General features: G+C 64.5%; 18 protein-coding genes. 2 read left to right on the forward strand and 16 right to left on the reverse strand.

Going from position 1 to position 18,481, the window contains the following annotated elements; all coding sequences use genetic code 11:
• Positions 1-11 precede the first annotated feature (11 nt).
• On the reverse strand, positions 12-1,778 hold the full coding sequence (locus HMPREF1484_RS00450) for a proline--tRNA ligase (protein ID WP_016663039.1): 1,767 nt from the start codon (positions 1,776-1,778) through the stop codon (positions 12-14).
• A gap of 144 nt (positions 1,779-1,922) precedes the next feature.
• Here HMPREF1484_RS00450 and HMPREF1484_RS00455 point away from each other — a divergent pair, with 144 nt between their 5' ends.
• The gene (locus HMPREF1484_RS00455) at positions 1,923-2,675 is read left to right on the forward strand and encodes a GTP pyrophosphokinase family protein (protein ID WP_016663040.1); all 753 of its coding nucleotides are present in this window, start codon (positions 1,923-1,925) and stop codon (positions 2,673-2,675) included.
• On the opposite strand, the gene HMPREF1484_RS00460 is transcribed toward HMPREF1484_RS00455, so the two are convergent.
• From HMPREF1484_RS00460 to rpsB, 9 genes are all read right to left on the reverse strand, one after another.
• On the reverse strand, positions 2,672-3,541 hold the full coding sequence (locus tag HMPREF1484_RS00460) for a GNAT family N-acetyltransferase (RefSeq protein ID WP_016663041.1): 870 nt from the start codon (positions 3,539-3,541) through the stop codon (positions 2,672-2,674). The genes HMPREF1484_RS00455 and HMPREF1484_RS00460 overlap by 4 nt on opposite strands.
• A complete protein-coding gene (locus tag HMPREF1484_RS00465) occupies positions 3,538-4,875 on the reverse strand; it encodes an RIP metalloprotease (protein ID WP_016663042.1) in 1,338 nt (445 codons plus the stop codon). Before HMPREF1484_RS00465 ends, HMPREF1484_RS00460 begins: the two co-directional genes overlap by 4 nt.
• Positions 4,875-5,423 (reverse strand): DivIVA domain-containing protein, encoded by a 549-nt coding sequence (locus HMPREF1484_RS00470; RefSeq protein ID WP_016663043.1) that lies wholly within the window; start codon positions 5,421-5,423, stop codon positions 4,875-4,877. The genes HMPREF1484_RS00465 and HMPREF1484_RS00470 overlap by 1 nt, the downstream gene beginning before the upstream one ends.
• 120 nt (positions 5,424-5,543) lie before the next feature.
• Positions 5,544-6,809, reverse strand: coding sequence for a 23S rRNA (adenine(2503)-C(2))-methyltransferase RlmN (gene rlmN / locus HMPREF1484_RS00475; protein ID WP_016663044.1), 1,266 nt, complete (start codon positions 6,807-6,809; stop codon positions 5,544-5,546).
• Positions 6,802-7,797, reverse strand: a complete 996-nt coding sequence (locus HMPREF1484_RS00480) for a phosphatidate cytidylyltransferase (protein WP_232049672.1) — start codon at positions 7,795-7,797, stop codon at positions 6,802-6,804. Before HMPREF1484_RS00480 ends, rlmN begins: the two co-directional genes overlap by 8 nt.
• Before the next feature lie 21 nt (positions 7,798-7,818).
• Complete coding sequence (gene frr / locus HMPREF1484_RS00485; RefSeq protein WP_016663046.1) at positions 7,819-8,385, reverse strand: ribosome recycling factor; 567 nt, start codon at positions 8,383-8,385, stop codon at positions 7,819-7,821.
• A 50-nt stretch (positions 8,386-8,435) separates the two neighbouring features.
• A complete protein-coding gene (gene pyrH, locus HMPREF1484_RS00490; RefSeq protein ID WP_016663047.1) occupies positions 8,436-9,200 on the reverse strand; it encodes a UMP kinase in 765 nt (254 codons plus the stop codon).
• Positions 9,201-9,360: 160 nt separating this feature from the next.
• Positions 9,361-10,185 (reverse strand): translation elongation factor Ts, encoded by an 825-nt coding sequence (tsf, locus tag HMPREF1484_RS00495; RefSeq protein ID WP_016663048.1) that lies wholly within the window; start codon positions 10,183-10,185, stop codon positions 9,361-9,363.
• A gap of 51 nt (positions 10,186-10,236) precedes the next feature.
• Complete coding sequence (gene rpsB, locus HMPREF1484_RS00500) at positions 10,237-11,109, reverse strand: 30S ribosomal protein S2 (RefSeq protein WP_016663049.1); 873 nt, start codon at positions 11,107-11,109, stop codon at positions 10,237-10,239.
• 384 nt (positions 11,110-11,493) lie between these two features.
• Between rpsB and HMPREF1484_RS00505 the strand changes: the two genes are divergently transcribed.
• Complete coding sequence (locus HMPREF1484_RS00505) at positions 11,494-12,132, forward strand: M23 family metallopeptidase (protein ID WP_083288081.1); 639 nt, start codon at positions 11,494-11,496, stop codon at positions 12,130-12,132.
• Positions 12,133-12,162: 30 nt separating this feature from the next.
• Here HMPREF1484_RS00505 and HMPREF1484_RS00510 read toward each other — a convergent pair whose 3' ends face one another.
• The 6 genes from HMPREF1484_RS00510 to HMPREF1484_RS00535 all read right to left on the reverse strand — a co-directional run bounded on the left by HMPREF1484_RS00510 (position 12,163) and on the right by HMPREF1484_RS00535 (position 18,415).
• Positions 12,163-13,176, reverse strand: a complete 1,014-nt coding sequence (locus tag HMPREF1484_RS00510) for a tyrosine recombinase XerC (protein ID WP_083288076.1) — start codon at positions 13,174-13,176, stop codon at positions 12,163-12,165.
• A 50-nt stretch (positions 13,177-13,226) separates the two neighbouring features.
• A complete protein-coding gene (locus tag HMPREF1484_RS00515; RefSeq protein ID WP_016663052.1) occupies positions 13,227-14,543 on the reverse strand; it encodes an MFS transporter in 1,317 nt (438 codons plus the stop codon).
• 58 nt (positions 14,544-14,601) lie between these two features.
• Positions 14,602-15,081 carry a MarR family winged helix-turn-helix transcriptional regulator gene (locus HMPREF1484_RS10695; protein ID WP_016663053.1) on the reverse strand — a complete coding sequence of 160 codons (480 nt, stop codon included), beginning with the start codon at positions 15,079-15,081 and terminating at the stop codon, positions 14,602-14,604.
• Between the two features lie 72 nt (positions 15,082-15,153).
• Positions 15,154-16,482, reverse strand: a complete 1,329-nt coding sequence (locus tag HMPREF1484_RS00525; protein WP_016663054.1) for a DNA-processing protein DprA — start codon at positions 16,480-16,482, stop codon at positions 15,154-15,156.
• The gene (locus HMPREF1484_RS00530; protein WP_016663055.1) at positions 16,479-18,020 is read right to left on the reverse strand and encodes a YifB family Mg chelatase-like AAA ATPase; all 1,542 of its coding nucleotides are present in this window, start codon (positions 18,018-18,020) and stop codon (positions 16,479-16,481) included. Before HMPREF1484_RS00530 ends, HMPREF1484_RS00525 begins: the two co-directional genes overlap by 4 nt.
• Positions 18,017-18,415, reverse strand: coding sequence for a YraN family protein (locus tag HMPREF1484_RS00535; RefSeq protein WP_016663056.1), 399 nt, complete (start codon positions 18,413-18,415; stop codon positions 18,017-18,019). Before HMPREF1484_RS00535 ends, HMPREF1484_RS00530 begins: the two co-directional genes overlap by 4 nt.
• Between the last annotated feature and the right edge of the window lie 66 nt (positions 18,416-18,481).

Raw genomic sequence — 18,481 nt, forward strand, 5'->3', positions numbered from 1 at the left:
CCACCGGCGCCCTAGGCGCGAAGCTCGGCGAGGATCTCCGCGAGAGCCGCCTCGACGGGAACTTCGCGGCTCGCCCCACTGCGGCGATCGCGTACTTCGACAACGCCCTTCTCGAGCCCGCGACCCACGACGACAGTTGTGGGCAGACCGAGCAGTTCGGCGTCCTTAAATTTCACGCCGGGTGAGACCTTCGGGCGATCGTCGTACAGCACGTCAAAGCCCTCGGCCTCGAGCGCGGCGGCGATCTCCTCGGCCTTCTCGAAGACCTCCTGGTTTTTTCCGGTCGCGAGAATGTGAACGTCGAGCGGCGCAACCGCACGCGGCCAGGCGAGGCCCTTCTCGTCGTGATTGGTCTCGGCGATCGCGGCGACGGCGCGAGTCACGCCGATACCGTAGGAGCCCATCGTCACGACCTGCTGCTTGCCGTTCTCGTCAAGAACTTTGAGGCCAAGAGCTTCGGCGTACTTGCGACCGAGTTGGAAGATGTGTCCCATCTCCATGCCGCGCGTCAGGGTGAGCGGACCCGAACCGTCCGGGGAAGGATCGCCGTCGCGAACCTCGGCAACCTCGGCGAAACCATCGGCCACGAAGTCGCGGCCGGCGACAACCCCAAGCGCATGCGCGCCCTCGCGGTTCGCGCCCGTGACCCAGCTCGTGCCATCCACGGCGCGCGGGTCGAGCAGGAGTCGATAGCCGTTGGCCTCAAGGCCCCATCCCTGCGGCCCGATGTAGCCCTTCTTCACGTTCGGGTACTTAGCGAAGTCCTCGTCAGTGAAGGGACGCACCTCGTTCGGGGCAAGGGCCGTCTCGAGGCGCTTCTCATCCGCCTGGCGATCTCCCGGAATCATGACGAGAAGCGGGGACTCTTCGCCTTCGGGAGTCTTTTCGACATACACGAGTGCCTTGAGGGTATCGGCCGCCTCCCACGCGCGAGAGTCCTCGCGCGGGGCGTTCTCGTTGAGGAATGAGACGAGAGCGTCGATCGTCGTGACGCCTGGTGTCTCGATCTCGCGTGCGACGGGGAGGGCTGCGATGGCGTCTGCATCGAGGGGCTCTCCGGCGACCGTCGTCACGGCCTCAACATTCGCGGCGTAGCCCGCGGGGCTGAGCGCAAACGTATCTTCGCCCACCGGTGTCGGGTGGAGGAATTCTTCGGAGCGGGAGCCGCCCATCGCTCCCGCATCCGCCTGAGCAATGACGATCTCAAGGCCGAGGCGAGCGAAGACCCGCTGGTAGGCCCCGCGCATAATCATGTAGGAACGCTCGAGTCCTTCGTCGTCGATGTCGAAGCTGTAGGCGTCCTTCATGATGAACTCGCGAACGCGCAGCAGGCCCGCACGCGGGCGCGCTTCGTCGCGGTACTTGGTTTGCACCTGATAGAGCGAAATGGGCAGGTCCTTGTACGACGTGAAGAGGTCTTTCACCGCGAGGGTAAACATTTCCTCGTGAGTGGGGCCGAGGAGCATATCGGCACCCTTGCGATCCGTGAGCCTAAAGAGGTTGTCGCCGTACTCGCTCCAGCGGTTCGTTTCCTCGTAGGGCTCGCGCGGCAAAAGCGCGGGAAAGAGAATCTCATGGCTGCCGGCGGCATCCATTTCTTCACGCACGATCGTCTCGACCTTGCGCAGGACCTTGAGCCCAAGGGGAAGCCACGTGTAGATTCCCGGGGCCGTGCGGCGAATATAGCCGGCACGGACGAGAAGCTTGTGACTCGCGAACTCGGCTTCGGCCGGGTCCTCTCGAAGCGTGCGAATGAAGCTCGATGACATGCGAAGCATGGGGCGTTGTCCTCCTGGCAACAGGGGTTTCGAGGTGAATTCCTCAGGCCCTCACAGTCTAGTGGGCGCACCGCACGCACCCCACAAAATCCCAGGGCTGAGCGCGTATCGTGGAGTGTCACTCGTCACCACGGGAAGGATGACATGTCTGAGCCGCTCACGCTCTCGGGTATCGCGCCGTCGCCCTCGATGGCATATTTGCGCGCCCTCATCGGCGAAGGCGAGTCGATTCGCGAAGAGATCGAAGGCGACCCGGATCGCCTTATGCAGGTCGTACGCGAGAAGCTCGAGGGGTTCATGATGCCGTACGAATTCGGCCTCAAGGAGATCCTGACGAAGATCGAGATCCTTTCGGGCGAATGGGATGTGACGACCCCGCACAACCCCATCGAGCACGTAAAAACGCGCGTGAAATCGATGGATTCGCTGCTCGGCAAGCTCGTGCGCACGCAGTGCCCACCCGATCTCGACGAGATCCGCAACCGCATCCGCGACATCGGCGGCGTACGCATCACATGCAGCTACGTCCAGGACTGCTACCTCGTTGCCCACGCGCTTGCCTCCCAGCCCGACATCACTCTTCTCGAAGAGAAGGACTACATCGCGAACGTCAAGCCGAGCGGTTACCGCTCTCTTCACCTCATTCTCGAGGTTCCCGTGTTTCTCTCGACCCGCACGATCGATGTACCGATCGAGGTACAGATCCGCACGATTGCCATGGACTTTTGGGCGAGCGCCGAACACGAGCTCAAGTACAAGTATCAAGGCGAACTGCCTGCCGAGATGCGCGAAAAACTCATCGAGATCGCCGCGACTGCCGCGAGCCTCGATGAGCAGATGGGGATCGTGCGCGATCAGATCGAGGGGCCGCCTCTTCCGGGACGCGCAAGCGCCTAGAACAGCACGGTGGCGAGTGCGCCAATCGGCCTGAAGCCCGCACGCTCGTAGGCGCGTCTCGCGCGAACGTTGAAAGAGTTCACGTAGAGGGTGACGCGGGGTGCGTGGTCGCGACGAATGAGCTCTGCTGTGCCCCGCATGAAGGGCGCTGCGAGCCCTTGGCCGCGGTACGCGGGATCAATCCACACGCCGTGTACTTGGGCAACCCCGCCAAAGAGCGCACCGAGATCGGCCTTAAACACAATCCGCTCACCATCGCGCGCGATATACGTCCGACGCTCGCGCAGCAGATACTCGACCCGGTTGCGGTAGCCGCGCCCGCCATCCCCGCGGCAGGGATCCGTGCCCACCTCCTCGCGAAACATCGCGACGGCAGCGGGAAACACCCGGTCCAGGTCGCGGGTGTCAGCCGCCACCACGCCCGTGGAGGGGAGGTCCGACGGTTGCCCGGCGCAATACTCCAGAAGAGGCTGACTCTCGCGCACTTCGCGCTCAGGCGGAAGGCCCTCGCGCATAACCTCCCACATGTGCATCGCGATGCTGCGTTCCGCCACGATCGACGAGTAACGCGTCGAGAGCGCGAGAGCGTGCCGCGATAAGCGCTCGACAGCGTCGAAAGAATCGGGAGCGAGAACGCTAGCGCTCACGCCATGCCACAGAATTCCCCGGATCTCGCTGCCGCGCGTGAGCACCGCAAACTCGGAGCCGCTGCGACCAACCGCCGCAAGTTCCTCGAACCGAGCGGAGGCGAGCGTGCTCACGTGCGCTTCGCTCTGCATCGCTTCACGAGCAGGACCGAGCCACTGCCCTTGCAGGGGGCTGATGTCTGCGGGGCGCCTGCGCCACAGATTCGACAGGACACTCACCTGAAAAGGGTCACCGGCTTCACGATATCGGCGTAGATCAACAGGATGCTCATGAGAATGAAGGCGATCGCGATGACATTCGTGACGGGCAGCATGCGCGAGGCATCGACGGGTCCGGGATCCGCCTTCCCTCGCAACTTGGCGAGGCGCCGCCGCGCCGCCTCGTACAGCGCCGCTGCGACGTGGCCGCCATCCAGCGGCATGAGCGGCACAAGGTTGAAGACGAAAAGCGCCATGTTGAGCGAGCCGAGCATCGACAGGAACGTCCACGTTTTCTCCTTGAGGGAGAATCCGGGCGAGTCCTGCGACACGATCTCGCCGGCGAGCCTGCTCACGCCCACGACCCCCATCGGGCCATTCGGATCGCGTTCTTCGCTGCTCAACACTGCCTTGCCGATTTCCCACACGCGCACGGGAAGGGTCACGACGACTTTGCCGGTCCCCACGAATTGGTCCCATACGGCACCGGGAACCTCCGTCAGAGGCCGCGGGGTGAGCTCCTGTGTGCCGGTCACACCGAGAAAACCGGCCTCACGGGTCGCGTAGGAACCGTCGGCATTCTTAACCGGCTTACCCGAGTCGTCGCGTGCGACGACCGTGTTCGCGACTGGAGTTGCCGTCACGGTCATTGCTTTACCGTCGCGCAGGAGAGCGATCTCGACTTCGTCGTCAGGGTGCTTCCTAATCACCGTGCTCATCTCGTGAAAGTTCGCGACTCGAGTCCCGTCGACCGAGGTGATCACGTCCCCGGGTTTGATCCCCGCGGCGAAGGCGGGGGCTTCGGGCATGCCCTCGCACGACACATCTGCGGGTGCATTTGCGGGCACGACACATTGCGAGACGGCAGCGACCTTCGCCGTCACGTTCGGCAGACCGAAGCCGCTCAGGACGATCGCGGTGAGGACGATCGCGATCAGGAGATTCATCGTGGGGCCGCCGAGCATAACGACGAGTTTCTTCGGCACGCTCAACGCGACAAAGGTGCGGTGACGATCCTCAGCCGAGTACTGGCTCGAGTCCCACTGCTTGGCCTCCTCGCTCATCTGCTGAAAGAACCCCGTCGAATCCTCACGGATGACGCCTGGATCCTCTCCCTTGTGAGGCGGGAACATGCCGATCATGCGGATATAACCGCCAAGCGGAATCGCCTTGATCCCGTATTCGGTCTCCCCTTTCACGCGCGAGAACAGCGTGGGACCGAAACCGATCATGTACTGGGTCACGCGCACGCCGAAGCGCTTCGCGGGAACGAGATGGCCGATCTCGTGAAGGGCGATCGAGAGCCCGAGCCCGACAACCATCAAGAGGACGCCGAGCGCGTAGAAAAGGGGCATCACGGAACGGAAGCCATCACGTCGGCAACGTGATCGAGGTACACATCCACGACGGCCTCCTGGTAGCCCTCGGCGCCTTTACGTGCGCGGAACGCTGCTCGACGCACATCATCGACGCTCATCGCGAAGCCGTCCGTGAAATAGGCGTGGAGCTGATCGCACAGGGCATCGACGTCTTCGCGATCGTAAGCCCGTTCGCCCTGGCCAGCGGGGCGGAAACGCTCGCCCGCGGGCCGGGAGAGGCGCTCCTGGAGAACCTCCGCGCGCTCCGTGAGCGCCGCGATCCACGCCTCTTCACCATCGCGCTCGATTGCTTCATCACGGTACTGGAGCGCAAACGCATCCGAGAGGCGATCAAGGGCCTCGTCGACGGCGAGCATGTCGTAGCCGCCACGCTCGGTTGAAAACTTCGCGGTGATCACATCGGCTGGTTGGAAGGAGCCGTCGCGGCCCTCGTACGCGGCACGCGCGCGCAACAGGAAGTCATCGACCTCCTCGACGTTGTAGCCAAAGGTGAAACGTCCGGCACGCTTAAAAGCCGTACTCATCTACTTGCTCCCTCCCTCGACGGGGATGCTCACGCGACATAACCGGGGCGCTCAATAGATCGCCCTTGCACCACTGTAATGCTTGGATACGCGAAAGGCCGGCAAGCGTCGGCCCCGAAATCACGCGCCGGTACCGCGCGCGATTTCCTCAACCCTCGCCACGCGAGCCTCACGGTCCTCGCGGCGCGCATCAGTTTCCACGACGGTCGCGGCAAGCTGCCCGCACGCACCGTCAATATCGCTACCGCGCGTATCCCGAATCGTCGCGGAAATTCCGTGTTCACGCAGTGTTTCCACGAACGTGCGCTCCACCCACGGATCCGAGGCCGTCCACTTCGACCCCTTGACCGGGTTGAGCGGGATTGGATTGACGTGCACCCAGTGGGCGCCCCCGCGCGCGATGAGACGCTTGGCGAGGAGCTCCGCACGCTCGGCCTGGTCATTGATATCGCGAATGAGTGCGTACTCGATCGACACGCGTCTACCGGTCGCCTCGAAGTACTCCCACGCCGCATCAAGAATGTCGTCGACGTCGAAGCGTTGATTGATGGGAACGAGCTCGTTGCGAAGCTCGTCGTCGGGCGCGTGGAGCGACACGGCGAGCGTCACGGGAATCTCTTCCTTGATGAGCTTTCGCACGGCAGGAGCGAGCCCCACGGTCGACACGGTGATGTGCCGCGCTCCCATCCCAAACCCCTCGGGCGCGGGGGCGTTGAGCCTCTGGCACGTCGTTGCGACGGCACGGTAGTTCGCGAGCGGCTCCCCCATGCCCATAAAGACGATGTTCGTGACGCGGCCTTCACCACCGGGGATCTCGCCACGCGAAAGCAGAAGGTTCGCGATGCGCACTTGCTCGAGGATCTCCGCTGCGGAAAGGTTCCTCGTGAGGCCCATCTGGCCGGTCGCACAAAACGGGCAGTTCATACCGCAACCGGCCTCGGAGGAAATGCACAGCGTTACGCGATTCGAATAGCGCATGAGGACCGACTCGACGAGCGAGCCGTCGAACAGGCGCCACAGGAACTTTTGGGTCATGCCCTGATCTGCGCTCTGCTGCGAGACCTTTGTGAGGAGCGTTGGGAAGAACCGCTCCACGAGGGCTAAACGGTCCCCCTTCGGGAGGTCGGTCATGTCGTCAGGATCGGTCGTGAAATGCTCAAAATAGTGATTCGACAGCTGCTTTGCGCGAAAGGCGGGAAGCCCCATGTCCTTCACGGCTTCGGCGCGCTCGTCGAGAGTGAGATCCGCGAGATGCGCGGGCGGCTTCCCCCGGCGGGTCGGCCGCAACTGAAGCTGACCGGGGGCGAGCCTTACGGGCTCCCCCTTGACGACCTCGCGCGAAAGATCCTTCGCAACATCGAGCTTGGGCGTGGGATTCTCAACCACTGATGGCCTCCACAATCGCGAGAAGAATGTACACGGTCGGGGCGGTGAGAAGCATCGAATCGAGGCGGTCCATCATGCCGCCGTGCCCCGGAAGCAGCTGCCCCATGTCTTTAATGCGCAGGTCGCGCTTGAGCAGAGACTCACTCAAGTCCCCGATGGTGGACACGACCACCATGACCGCGCCGAACGCGAGACCCCACCCGAAGCCAATGTCGGGAAGCCACACGTGACCGATGAGGCCCGCAGCGGCGATACCACCCACGAGGGAGCCCGCAAAGCCTTCCCACGACTTCTTCGGGCTGATGCTCGGAGCCATGGGATGCTTGCCAAACAGGACCCCTACGGCGTAGCCGCACGTGTCGTTCATGATGGGAACCACGAGGGCAAACATGACCTTGTTCGCGCCGTTCGGCTGCGCCATGAGGAGGATCGTGAAGCTCGCCATAAACGGCACCCACAAAAGCGCGAAGATGCCCGCTACCGTGTCCCGCAGCGCCATGAGGCCCGTCGCCTCCGTCGTGCGCCACATGATGAGCACAATTGCTCCCACGATCGTGGACACGAGAAGCCCCGAGGCGCCGTACTGCCACGCCGACACCACCACGCCAACGCTCGCGACAAGCAGCGGGATCGAGGGAACTCGCAGGCGCGCACCCTCGAGGGCGTTCGCGACCTCGAGGGTCGCGATGACGACCGCGATGGCAACCACGGGCGTGAATAGAGCTGGGAGCACATATATGCACCCGTACAAAAGCGCCACGAGAGCAAGCCCGACGGCGATCGCGGCGGGAAGGTTCCGCCCGGCTCGGGGCGTGCGCGCATGTGTCGCAGCGGGCAGCTCGGAAACCTCGGCGACGAGCCGCTCTTCGCTCGCGAGCGCCTCGGAGGCCGCAAGCGGAACCTCGGGCGAAGTGCTTTCCGATACGGCAACGGCCGTGCCCGGCTCATTGCCAGGCACGGCGCGTCGACGACCGTGGCGTGTATTCACGAACGATGAGGGAAAGGCCGCTCAGACGGTGAGCAGCTCTTCTTCTTTCGCTTCGAGTGCGACATCCACCTGCTCGGTGTACTTCTTCGTGAGAGCCTCGAGCTCCTTCTCAGCGCGAGTGCCCTCGTCCTCGCCGATCTCCTTGTCCTTCACGAGCTTCTCGATGGCCTTCTTCGCGTGTGCGCGCGAGCCGCGGATCGCGATACGGCCATCCTCGGCCTTGGTCTTGGCAAGCTTCGTGTAGTCCTTGCGGCGCTCTTCGGTCAGCGCGGGCAGAACAATGCGCAGGTTGTCGCCATTGTTCGTGGGGTTCACGCCAAGATCCGATTCGCGAAGCGCCTCTTCGATCTGGGCCATCGCGCCCTTGTCGTAAGGCGTCACAATCACGGTACGGGCCTCGGGGAACTGGAACGCCGCGAGCTGATTGAGCGGCGTCGGGGTGCCGTAGTAGTCAGCGGTGAGGCCATGGAACATCGCAGCACTTGCGCGCCCCGTGCGGATCGCGGTGAACTCCTCCTTCGTCACCTCGACCGACTTTGCCATCTTCTCGCCGGCTTCTTTAAGGATGCTTCCGGTGTCCTCGCTCATGCCTCTCGGTTCCTTCCGATTAATTAAACATCTCGCCTGGTAAGGCTATCTTAGTCGCCCGTAACGACGGTGCCGATGCGGTCGCCGCACATCGCCTTCGTGATGTTGCCGGGCGCATCAAGACCGAAGACCATCATCTGCTGTTTGTTGTCCATACACAGGCTAAACGCGGTCGAATCAACGACGCGCAGCCCCTTGCTCAGCGCCTCCCTATACGTGAGGTGCTCGAGCTTGGTCGCGTTCGGGTCCGTCTTCGGGTCAGCCGTGTACACGCCGTCCACGCCGTTCTTCGCCATGAGCACTTCGTGGCAGCCGATCTCGAGCGCTCGCTGCACGGCAACAGTATCGGTCGAGAAGTACGGCATGCCCGCGCCCGCGCCGAAGATCACGACACGGCCCTTTTCAAGGTGGCGCACGGCGCGAAGTGGGAGGTAGGGCTCGGCGACCTGCCCCATCGTAATAGCGGTCTGCACGCGCGTGGACGTGCCGGCCTGCTCGAGGAAGTCCTGAAGTGCAAGGCAGTTCATGACGGTGCCGAGCATCCCCATGTAGTCGGCGCGACGGCGATCCATGCCTCGCTGGCTCAGTTCAGCACCGCGGAAGAAGTTGCCGCCACCCACGACAATCGCGCATTCAACGCCCGCGGCAACCCCCGCGGAAATCTCCCGAGCGATGCGCGAGACCACATCGGGATCGACGCCCACGCGGCCTCCACCGAAGGCTTCACCAGAGAGTTTGAGGAGCACGCGGCGCGAGCCCTCTTTCGGTTCAATGACGGGAATCGACGACGTGATGGGATCGGGGTCGGTACTCATCAACATTCCTTCCGAGTGCAGGTTCTCGGGGCCACAGTCTACCGGCCCGGCAACGCCCGCCCCTGTGGGGAAGGTCCTCGTGTGAGAAGCTCGAAAAGAAGCGAGGGCCCGCACCCGTGGGTGCGAGCCCTCGCGTTCACGCTTTGGCAAGCGTCGGAAATCAGTTACCCACGCGGAAGCGCACGAAACCGGTCACCGTGCCACCAGCGGCCTCGACAACCTTGCCGACGCTCTGCTTCGGGTCCTTGGCGAAGGGCTGATCGAGAAGAACGTTCTCCTTGAAGAAGCCGTTCATGCGGCCTTCAACGATCTTGGGGAGAGCCTTCTCAGGCTTGCCCTCGTTCTTCGCGGTCTCCTCGGCGATACGGCGCTCGTTCTCAACCACATCCGCGGGAACGTCCTCGCGGGTGAGGTAGAGAGGCGAGTAGGCCGCGATGTGCATCGCCACGTCACGTGCAACCTCGGCGCCGGCCTTGTCGGTCGCGACGAGCACGCCAACCTGCGGCGGGAGGTCCTTGTTGGTGCGGTGCATGTAGTTCGTGACGACCTCGCCCTGGACGCGGCCGATGCGGCGAACGAGGATCTTCTCGCCCATGGTCGCGCCAGCGTTCGTGAGGGCCTCACCGAAGGAAGTCTCAGCGAGTTCCTCGGGGGTCGTGGCGCCCGACTCGACGGCGGCCGCAACGGCCTCGTCACCGAGAGCGATGAACTTGGCGTTCTTCGCAACGAAGTCGGTCTCCGAGTTGATCTCCACGAGCGTGCCAAGCTGGCCGCCCTCGACGTCGCGGACATCGGCGGCGATGAGGCCCTCCGATGCGGCGCGACCCTCGCGCTTCGCGATGCCCTTGAGGCCCTTGACGCGGATGATTTCGACGGCCTTCTCGTGGTCGCCGTTCGCCTCGTCGAGAGCCTTCTTGACGTCGAGCATGCCCGCGCCGGTCTTCTCGCGAATGTCCTTGATGTCTGCTGCCGTGTAGTTAGCCATTATCTGTCTCCTCTAAATGGTTGTGGGAGCGAACAGGTGATAGTCGAAAAATCAGGCTTCTTCGGAGGTTGCTTCGGCAGCCTTGTCCTCAGCAGCGGGAGCCTCGGTGACCTCCTCGGCCTTGCCGGCCTCTTCCTGCTGAACCTCGGACTGCTTGAGCAGCTCCTGTTCCCACTCGGCGAGCGGCTCGGCGTCAACGGCCGACACGTTCTTCTCGCCCTGGGTCTGCTTGGCGTGGCGCTCCTGGAGGCCGGCGGCAGCGGCATCGGCGATGACGCGGGTCAGGAGGGTCACGGCGCGGATCGCGTCGTCGTTGCCCGGGATCGGGTACTGCACTTCGTCCGGATCGGCGTTGGTGTCGAGGATTGCCACGACCGGAATGCCGAGCTTGGTGGCTTCGTCAACGGCGAGGTGTTCCTTCTTGGTGTCCACGATCCACACGGCCGAGGGAGCCTTGCTCATGTCGCGGATGCCGCCGAGGGTTTTTTCGAGCTTTTCCTTCTCACGGCGCATCATGAGAAGTTCCTTCTTGGTCCACTGCGAACCGGCGACGTCCTCGAAGTCGATCTGCTCGAGTTCCTTGAGGCGGTCGACGCGACCGGAGACAGTCTGAAGGTTGGTCAGCATGCCGCCGAGCCAGCGCTGGTTCACGTAGGGCATGCCCACGCGCGTGGCCTGCTCCTGGATCGACTCCTGAGCCTGCTTCTTCGTGCCGACGAAGAGAATCGTGCCGCCGTGGGCAACGGTCTCCTTGACGAAGTCGAAGGCCTGATCGATGTAGGTGAGCGACTGCTGAAGGTCAATGATGTAGATGCCGTTGCGCTCGGTGAGGATGAAACGCTTCATCTTCGGGTTCCAACGGCGGGTCTGGTGTCCAAAGTGGACGCCGCTCTCGAGGAGCTGGCGGAGTGTCACAACTGCCATGGTCGTAACTACCTTTCTGGGCCCTGGGCTCGCCCGCCTCACTCACACCCGCGGGGCGTGGGCTCGGTGGGGTTCTTGCGCAAAGCCTGTTCTCGTTTTTTACGGGCCGACGGTTGCCGGCTCGCCCTAGCGCCCTGCGTTCGTGCCGCCACTTCCCTCGTGGGAGGATCGTGGAACGAAGGCACGCGCGCGTGCATGGGCGCGCGAAGTCACCCGCGCATGCGAGTGCTACGGCAACTCTAATACAGCGAAGCTGACTCGCGCACGGATCCGAGCAGACGTGTGAGCGAGTCCGCGCCTCACGCTGCACACCTTTTATCATCCACAGTCACGCGGGGTGGTCTTGTCGGGGATTCTCGGGCGCGATGTGCTTACTCCATGCACATGTCTACGAGGCTCGGCGCCCGCATCCTTCTCGCACTCGCACTCCTCATCGGTGCCGGAGTTGTGGCGCTCCCGCCCGCGCACGGTGACGATCAACCACCCGACTCCCTCGAGCACGCCGTCGCAGTCGTGAACCGGGCAAGGCTCGCTTCTCTCGCCGTTTTTGCGCCTACCGCTCAGGCGCCTGCCCCGCCGACCATAGATTCGCACGAGCACGAAGGGGCGTGGGCCTGGCCCATCGGCCCCGACCATGACGTTGTGCGGTTTTTCGAGGCGCCCGTCCACGCATACGGTCCCGGTCACCGCGGCATCGATATCGTCGGAAGCACCCTCGTGGTGCACGCCGTTGAGAGCGGCACAGTGACCTTCGCGGGAACGGTCGCGGGCAAACCCGTCGTGGCGATCCTCCATGACAGCGGGCTGACCTCCACGTACGAACCGGTCCTCGCTTCGGTCGCGAAGGGGGACGCGGTGAGCAGAGGGCAAGTGATCGGGGTTATCGAGCAACCGTCGGAACACGCCCATTGCGAGGCGGGATGCGTGCACCTCGGGGCCAAGCGAGGCAAGCAATACCTGGATCCGCTGCCGTTGCTCGAGGGGCGGGGGCCGAGTGTGCTCCTGCCTCCCCACTCGAGTTGAGCGAGCTCAGCGCGGCTCATCCATTGCTGGCTAGGCTCGCGGGTGTGCGTGCCTAACGGCGTCTTTGAGACGCTCGGCGGAGACGTGCGTGTAAATTTGCGTGGTTTGAAGAGAGGAATGGCCAAGCAGGTCCTGGACGCTGCGCAAATCCGCGCCGCCCTCCATGAGGTGCGTTGCCGCGCTGTGGCGCCACGTGTGCGGTGAGATGTGCCCCTCGAGACCTCCCTCGCGGGCTGCACGATTGACGATCGTGCGCACGGCGCGATCGTTGAGGCGACCTCCACGCGCGCCGAGGAACAGCGCTTGCGAATCTTCACGCATGAGGTGCGGCCTCCCGAGCTGCTCCCACCTGTCGAGCGCCTCGAGGGCCGGGACACCGAGCGGAACGACGCGCTCTTTATTTCCTTTACCGATCACGCGCAGCGTGCGATTGACGCGATCCACGCTGCGGCGGTTGAGGGCGCACAGCTCGGAGACGCGAAGCCCGCACGAGTACAGCACTTCGAGAACGGCCGCGTCCCGAACGCGCAGAGGGTCCGCCTCGGGGCCCCCCTCGGGCCCGACGCTTGCCTCGTGCGCGGCGTTTTCTGCCTCTTCGAGGATGCTGCGCGCCTGGTCTGCGCTAATGACGTGCGGAAGTGCGCGACCACGTTTGGGCGCGCGCAGGCGCCTACCGGGATCGAGGTCGGTAAGCCCCGTATCGCACATCCACGCCGTGAACGTGCGCGCAGCCGCGGCGGCACGCGCGAGCGTCGTTGGGCTGTGGCCGGCGTCGGCTCGTGCGGCAAGCCACGCGCGCAGGTCCTGGATCGTCAGGTCCCGCGCCTTGCGTTCCGCATCGTCGCCGCCGTCGCGCTTCACCTTCTCGCACGTGAATTCGAGCAGCGAAACCGCATCGGAAAGATAGGCGCGAACCGTGTGGTCGCTGCGTGCGCGCTCATAGCGAAGGTGCCGCTCATAGCGCACGAGCAGCTCCTCGTCACCGGAGGCAACGAGGAGCTCTCGCCCGTCATTAGGCGTGCGCGACTCACTCGTGGGACTCATCCCTCCAGTGTGTCACGTGGCTTCCCTCGCACGGGGGCGCGACTCGATGCTCAGACTTCGTCGCCTGCAGTGATCGCGGACGCCTCTTCCTGCTGGTTCGCGTGAGGCGTTGTCACACGCGTGAGGAGTCCGTGGCCACTTACGAGAATGATCATCGAGAGGACAACCGCACCGGCGGCAAACCAGTAGGGGCCGCCTGCGCCAAGCGCATCGGAAATCGCCCCCGAGACCGCGGGGGCGATTGCTCCGCCGAGGAAGCGCACGCCCGAATAGGTCGAGCTTGCAATGTTGCGCGGAAGGTCGGTCGCTTCCATCACGGCTTCGGTGAGGGCCGTATTGAGAATGCCGAGGAAGAGGCCCGCGACGACGACGGCAGTGACGAGCAGCGCAAGACGCTGGGCACCGAGCGCCATGGTGACGAGGCACGCCGCGAGAAGCGCGAGCGTCACCGACAGCACGGGGATGAGCCCGAATCGGCGCGTCAATTTCGGGGCTGCGAGCACCGAGGTGACCGCAAGAGCAAGGCCCCATCCGAAGAACACAAGGCCGAGTTCGTGCGCACCGAACTCGATTCCCGCGGCGTGCGCGGCAGCCTCGAGCGGATAAGGCGAGTACGCGAGGAGAGTAAAGAATCCGAAGTTGTAGCAGAGGGCAGCGGCGCTGAGAAGAAGAAGCGGCGGGCGACTCAGTGCGGCGAAGCCAGCCCCAAGCGAAGCCTTCCGTGGTGCGGCAGCTGGTTTCGGCAAAAGAACGACGATCGCGACAAGGCCGATCGCCATGAGGGCAGCGGTTCCGAAAAACGGCATGCGCCACGAGATCGAGCCGAGGGCGCCGCCGGCGAGCGGCCCCACGGCCATGCCCACGCCAAGCGCAGCCTCGTAAAGGATGATGGCCTGACCGGAGCCGCCCGAGGCAGCCCCGACGATCGCCGCGAGAGCTGTGGAAATGAACAGGGCGTTGCCGAGCCCCCAGCCGGCACGGAAGCCGATGATCGCGTCGACGCTACCCGCTGTTCCCGCGAGCGCTGCGAACAGCACGATGAGGATGAGTCCCGTGATGAGGGTGCGTTTCACGCCGAGCCTGCTCGAGATGAACCCGCTGAAGAACATCGCGATCGAGGTGACGATCAGGTAGCTCGTAAACAGGAGCATCGTTTGCGAGGGACTTGCATGAAGCTCACGACTGATCGCCGGAAGAATCGGGTCAACGAGCCCGATCCCCATGAACGACACCATGCATGCGAAGGCAATCGCCCACACGGCTACCGGCTGGTGAAGGATGGACGGCGTGTTTTCGGGTTCGGGAGCCGCGGGGCTATCTCCTGGCGGCGTCGTCGATTCTGCGACCTCGGGGGCGGCAACGGACATTCGAATGGAACTCCAATCTGACAGTGCTGTGGGCGCCTGAGCGCGCCCGTGCGTGCGGTTAGCGTTGGGGGCGCGCGAGCGCGTCGGCTAAGTCGCCGAGGAGGGCCGCCGCGTGTTCGAGCGTGTGGAGATCCTCGGGCGCTAAGGCGGTGAGCGCGGGTCGCACGGATGCGGCAGAGGCCGCACGGGAACGGTCGAGCTCGGCACTGCCCGCCTCGGTGAGCGTGATGACGCTGGCACGGGCATCGCGCTCATCGGAACGCCGTTGGACGAGGTTATCGGCCGCGAGACGGTTGACGATCCCGGTCATCGTTGGTTGCGATACGGACTCGCGCGCCGCGAGTTCGCCGACGCGCAGCGGTCCACCGTGGCGCAAGTTCGCGAGCACGCGCACCGAGATGAGTGAGCGCGCGCCACCCGCATTGCGGCCGGCGGTCCGACTAAACCGGAGAGCATTCGCGACCAGTTCGTTCGCGAGTTCGTCGAGATTGCTGCGCGGACCTTCAACGGCCTGATTCCCGGATTCCCCCATTTGCATAGCTTGACTATATAGCTTCCCTAAGTATTGCCTCAACCTCGTGTCCGTAAGATCAACCACACGCCGCCGTCATTAAGCGGCCCCCGAAGCAACGCGACGCACCCTGCCGCGGCTCACCTGCACGAGCCCGAGAAGCTCGATTCGCGTGAGGCTTGCCGCCACCTGTTCGGGATCGAGGGCACACAGGGACGCGAGCTCTCCAACGCCAATCGGGGAAAACCGCGGGATGCCGTCAAACACCAGGCGATCCACGGGACCGAGAAGGTCGACGTCAAGTGGGAGGGTGCCGGGCGAGCCGGAATTCTCCGTAGACCCGACGGTTGCCGAAAACCCCGCTCCCCCCGAGATCATGAGCTCGACGTCCTCAACCCGCGAGACAAGCTGCGCACCCCGCTCGGCGATCAACCGATGGCACCCGCTACTTTCTGCCGAGGTTACGGGGCCGGGAACAGCACCAACGGGGAGAGACAGCGAATCGGCGTGCGCGGCGGTCGACAGAGCTCCTGAGCGCCACGCAGCCTCGATCACGATCGTGGCGTCGCTTGCCGCGGCAATGAGCCGGTTGCGCGACAGAAACCTCCACCTGGTCGGCCGCGTACCGATGGGCGCCTCAGAAAAAAGCCCACCTTCATTCCTCACACGGGTAAGGAGCGCCGCGTTTGCGCGCGGGTAGTAATCGTCGAGGCCACCCGCGAGGAATGCGGCGGTCCCGCCCCCTCCCCCCTTGAGGCTCCGCGCCGCGAGCGCTCCAGCGTGGGCCGCGGCATCGATCCCGAGCGCGCCACCCGAGACCACCCGCACTCCTCGTTCCGCGAGCGCCGCGGCGAAGTCGTGGGCAACGCCAGTGCCGTAACGCGTCGCTCCACGCGAACCCACGAGGGCAACGGAGCGCATAGAGTCTGCGTTCTCGCCAGCGTGACCGCCGGCGCACCACAGGGCGAACGGCGCGTTAATCGCGAGCCGCGAGAGTCCCGCGGGCCACCCTGCTTCGCCGGGCCGGATGAGCCTGATGCCGTGCTCGCTCGAGTGCTCGAGAACGTATCGCGCTTCGCTCGCTCGAGCCTCCCACGCAGCTTTAGCCTTTTCGGCAGCGCTTCGCGCGTCGCGGATTCTCATGGATTCATGCGCGGCGGTCACGTGAAGCCGCCCAGCCTCTGGATCGTGGGCGGCTTCCTCGAGGGCCACCGCAATCTCGCGGATAGAGCCGTCGAGCGCCAGGGCAAGTGCATCGACGGGCCCGCGCGAAAGCCACAGGTACCGTGCGGCGGCATCCGTCGCTTCAGCGAGGGCGCTCCACACCGCTCGCGCCTCGAGGTCAGCACGCGAAGCACATGGCTCGAGAGGAACGGAGTCGGCATCCCAAAAACGCGCCACCTCGCTCCCGCTTCTCGGCTCGATCACGACGCATCCTCCCCTCGAAGCTCGAGAGCCGTCGCGACGTGGGCGCTCGTCGGCCGAGCCTTCCCCTCAAGGTCGGCGAGGGTCCACGCGACACGCCGCACGCGGTCGCGGCCCCGCATCGTGAGGCGACCGCGCTCCACTGCACGCACCAAGATCGCGTCGTCGGTGCGCTCCAATGGCATCTCTTGATCGAGAAACCGGCCGCTCACCTGGGCATTGACGAGATAACCGCTGCCGTCGAGGCGTCGATGCTGAGTCTCGCGCGCCGCACACACGCGCTCTCGAATGTGCGCGCTCGATTCTTCTCTCGTCGACCCGCTGAGGGAACGCACGGGCGCAAGCGTGATCCGAAGGTCGATGCGGTCGACGATCGGCCCCGATAGACGCGCCATGTAGCGGCGGCGCTGAAGCGACGTGCACCGGCACCGGTCGCCTCGCGCATCGGCATGGCCGCACGGACACGGATTGGCGGCGAGGATCAGTTGAAACGCCGCGGGGTAGGTCGCCACGCCGCGAGTGCGGTGGAGAGACACCTCCCCCGTCTCGAGCACCTCCCGAAGCGACTCAAGAACCTTGGGCGCGAACTCAGGCGCTTCGTCAAAGAAAAGCACTCCCCCGTGAGCGCGAGAGACAGCGCCGGGACTCGCAAGGTTACTGCCGCCGCCGATGATCGACGCGACGCTCGAGGTGTGGTGCGGAGCGATAAAGGGTGCCTCGCTCACAAGTCCCTTCGACGCATCGAACTCCCCGGCAATCGAAGCGATCGCGCTGAGCTCGAGAGCACGCTCCGGCTCAAGCGGAGGAAGGATGCTTGGAAGGCGCGAGGCAATCATGCTTTTGCCCGCGCCGGGCGGCCCGAGAAGGAGCATGTGATGACCTCCCGCGGCGGCGATCTCCGCCGCCTCGCGCCCGAGTTTTTGCCCCTTGACGTCAAGAAAATCAGGCTGTTCGCGCACGGTGGTCGGCGGTTCGCCTGGGCCCTCTTCCTCCTCGAGGTCAAAAAGCCCACGTCGACTCCACACGGCCTTTCCCCCGAATGCGTTAAGGACCTCGCCGAGATGGCACGCAGAGTGCACGTCGATGCCGGGCACGAGGCGCGCTTCGTCAGCGTTAGCCTCGGCGACGACGACCCGACGCACCCCGCTTTTAGCGGCTGCCCGCACTGCGGGGAGAATCCCGGGCACGGGCCTGAGACTCCCCTCGAGCGCAAGTTCAGCGATGAAGAGCGTGTTCTCAAGGTGTCCCGGCGGGAGGACCCCCTTCGCAGCGAGGGTCGCGACGGCGATCGGGAGATCGAACCCGGAGCCACTCTTTTTCATCCACGCGGGCGAGAGGTTTACGGTAACTTTCTTCTCCCCAACGGCATGGCCCGCGTTGGCGCACGCACTCTTGACGCGCTCGCGGGCCTGGAGGGTCGAGGAGTCCGGGAGCCCCACGATCACGAAAGCGGGAAGCCCCCTGCTGATTTCGCATTCAACCTCAACAATTCGCCCCTCGAGCCCCCACAGGCTCATGCCGAGCACGCGCGCGACGCTCATGAGCCCACTGCCTTGAGGTGTGTGACGTCGACGTGCCCGCCGGGCATGACGAAGACACCGAAAGCATCGAGACGCACACCAGAGTGCTGCGGGCTTCGCTCGAGAAAATATGCGCCGATCATCGTGCGAAGCTTGCGTACCTTGCGGGAATCGACCGCTTCTACCGCCGAGCCCATCACGAGGCTGCGCCGCGTTTTGACCTCGATGAACACGAGCGTGTCGCCGTCGAGCGCGACGATGTCGATTTCGCCGTGGCGCGTGCTGAAGTTCCGCTCGAGGATCTCGTAACCCGCGCGCGTGAGGATGTCTGCGGCGATGTCCTCGCCGAGGTTGCCAAGTTTTTTGGTGGAGAGGGTGTCGGCACCGCGAGTGTCGACTTCTGTCGTGATCGTCATGCCTCACACGATGCCGAAACTACGCATCGGTGTCAGTCGAGCAACGACCAATTGTGGATGGGTGCG

The sequence above is a fragment of the Dermabacter sp. HFH0086 genome (assembly GCF_000413375.1).
Lineage (GTDB): Bacteria > Actinomycetota > Actinomycetes > Actinomycetales > Dermabacteraceae > Dermabacter > Dermabacter hominis.